Raw genomic sequence first — 2,277 nt, 5'->3', positions numbered from 1 at the left:
GCGCCATCGCCGACTGGCTGCTCACCGGCCTCATCGGCGCCGCGCCCGGCGCCGCCCTCGAACCCGCGGCGGCGGACGCCGACCGCGCCCGCCCCCACTCACGAACAGGAGCATCGTCATGACCGTCCACGAGAAGCTCGCCCCCCAGTCCTCGACGCCCAGCACCGAGGTTCCCTCCGACGTCGCCGAGATCGCGCCCGAGCGGCCGACGCCCGGCTCCCTCGACGCCGCGGCCCTCGAGGAGGCCCTCCTCGGCCGCTGGGCCGCGGAGCGCCGCGAATCCCGCGAACTGGTCAAGGATCCCGCCCTGTGGCGCGACCCGCTGCTCGGCATGGACGAGCACCGCGCCCGCGTCCTGCGGCAGCTGGGCGTCCTCGTGGAGCGCAACGCGGTCCACCGCGCCTTCCCGCGCGAGTTCGGCGGCGAGGACAACCACGGCGGCAACCTCGCCGCCTTCGGTGACCTCGTGCTCGCCGACCCCTCCCTGCAGATCAAGGCCGGTGTGCAGTGGGGCCTGTTCAGCTCGGCGATCCTGCACCTGGGCACCGCGGAGCACCACCGCCGGTGGCTGCCGGGCGCGATGGACCTGAGCGTCCCGGGCGCCTTCGCCATGACCGAGATCGGGCACGGCTCGGACGTCGCCTCGATCGCGACGACCGCCACGTACGACGAGGCGACCCAGGAGTTCGTCATCCACACCCCGTTCAAGGGCGCCTGGAAGGACTACCTCGGCAACGCCGCGCTGCACGGCAGGGCGGCCACGGTCTTCGCGCAGCTGATCACCCGGGGCGTCAACCACGGCGTGCACTGCTTCTACGTCCCCATCCGGGACGAGGAGGGCGCCTTCCTGCCCGGCGTGGGCGGCGAGGACGACGGCCTCAAGGGCGGACTGAACGGCATCGACAACGGCCGTCTGCACTTCACTCAGGTCCGCATCCCGCGCACCAACCTCCTCAACCGCTACGGCGACGTGGCCGAGGACGGCACCTACTCCTCGCCCATCGCCTCCCCCGGGCGTCGCTTCTTCACGATGCTCGGCACGCTCGTCCAGGGCCGCGTCTCCCTGTCCCTCGCCGCCACCACGGCCTCCTTCCTCGGCCTGCACGGTGCGCTGGCCTACGCGGAGCAGCGCCGCCAGTTCAAGGCCTCCGACCCGCAGCGGGAGGAGGTGCTGCTGGACTACCAGAACCACCAGCGCCGCCTCATCGACCGCCTGGCCCGCGCCTACGCGGACGCCTTCGCCTCCAACGAGCTCGTCGAGAAGTTCGACGACGTCTTCTCGGGCCGCTCCGACACGGACGTGGACCGGCAGGAGCTCGAGACGCTCGCCGCGGCCGTGAAGCCGCTGACCACGTGGCACGCCCTGGACACCCTGCAGGAGGCCCGCGAGGCGTGCGGCGGCGCCGGGTTCCTCGCCGAGAACCGGGTGGCCCAGATGCGCGCCGACCTGGACGTGTACGTCACGTTCGAGGGCGACAACACGGTGCTCCTGCAGCTCGTGGGCAAGCGTCTGCTGACCGACTACTCGAAGGAGTTCGGACGTCTCAATGTGGGCGCCGTCTCCCGCTACGTGGTCCATCAGGCCTCGGACGCCCTCCACCGTGCGGGCCTGCACAAGGCCGTCCAGTCCGTGGCCGACGGCGGGTCCGAGCGCCGCTCGGCGAACTGGTTCAAGGACCCCGCCGTCCAGCATGAGCTGCTCACCGAGCGCGTCCGTGCCAAGACCGCCGACATCGCCGGCACCCTCTCGGGGGCCCGGGGCAAGGGCCAGGCGGCGCAGGCGGAGGCGTTCAACACGCGCCAGCACGAGCTCATCGAGGCCGCCCGCAACCACGGCGAGCTTCTGCAGTGGGAGGCCTTCACCCGCGCCCTGGAGGGCATCACGGATGAGACCACGAAGACCGTCCTGACGTGGCTGCGCGACCTGTTCGCGCTGCGCCTCATCGAGGACGACCTCGGCTGGTTCGTGGCCCACGGCCGCGTCTCGAGCCAGCGCGCCCGGGCCCTGCGCGGCTACGTCAACCGGCTGGCCGAGCGGCTGCGCCCCTTCGCCCTCGAGCTCGTCGAGTCGTTCGGCCTCGAGCCCGAGCACCTGCGCATGGCGGTGGCCACGGACGCCGAGACCCAGCGCCAGGAGGAGGCCCACGCCTGGTTCACGGCCCGCCGGGCCGCCGGCGAGGAGCCGGAGGATGAGAAGGCCGTGCGCGCCCGCGAGAAGGCGGCGCGGGGTCGCCGCGGCTGACCGTGGCCGTCCCCGGACGCACACGGGCCCCCGTC

General features: G+C 72.9%; 1 protein-coding gene. It reads left to right on the top strand.

Annotation, left to right across the window (positions count from 1 at the left end):
- Window positions 1–118: 118 nt before the first annotated feature.
- Window positions 119–2,242 carry an acyl-CoA dehydrogenase family protein gene (locus tag HMPREF3105_RS10245; RefSeq protein ID WP_044658927.1) on the top strand — a complete coding sequence of 708 codons (2,124 nt, stop codon included), beginning with the start codon at window positions 119–121 and terminating at the stop codon, window positions 2,240–2,242.
- Window positions 2,243–2,277: the final 35 nt, after the last annotated feature.

Source organism: Micrococcus sp. HMSC31B01 (assembly GCF_001816085.1).
Classification (GTDB): Bacteria; Actinomycetota; Actinomycetes; order Actinomycetales; family Micrococcaceae; genus Micrococcus; species Micrococcus luteus.
This window is presented reverse-complemented; position numbering and strand designations above follow the sequence as displayed.

What these genes read in the sequence shown, in the direction of transcription:
- HMPREF3105_RS10245 (WP_044658927.1), top strand. Translation starts at nt 119, where the DNA reads ATGACCGTCCACGAGAAGCTCGCCCCCCAGTCCTCGACGCCCAGCACC.